The organism is Nocardioides oceani, from assembly GCF_030412965.1.
GTDB classification, from domain to species: domain Bacteria; phylum Actinomycetota; class Actinomycetes; order Propionibacteriales; family Nocardioidaceae; genus Nocardioides; species Nocardioides oceani.
The window spans coordinates 1-277 of record NZ_JAUHJQ010000165.1; the positions used below are offsets into that span (position 1 = coordinate 1).

Below are 277 nucleotides of genomic sequence, written 5' to 3' on the forward strand. Positions count from 1 at the left end.
AGGCGTTCCAGCTCGCCGACTATCGGCTCAAGCGCGGCTACCGTCGCGGCGTAATCCTGCCGTTCGAACGCCGCGAAGCCGCGCGCGACCGCCGGAACAAGCGGGCCGGACGGGTAACGGCCCTTGCCGGCGAGCTCATTCACCTCCCGGATGCGCGCCTCCAATCCTGCGTTATCGCCCGCCACGATTTGGGGGAGTGCGATGTGCATATCGGAAAAGGCGAGGCCGGCATGCGGGAAGGCGGTGCTGGCAAAGTCGTGCATCCTCCGCCATGCGT

At 67.1% G+C, this 277-nt stretch carries 1 protein-coding gene; it reads right to left on the minus strand.

What is annotated here, in order from left to right; all coding sequences use genetic code 11:
- The coding region (locus QWY28_RS23690) for a tetratricopeptide repeat protein (RefSeq protein WP_300955361.1) at positions 1-263 on the minus strand (263 nt) is incomplete at its 3' end.
- Positions 264-277 lie beyond the last annotated feature (14 nt).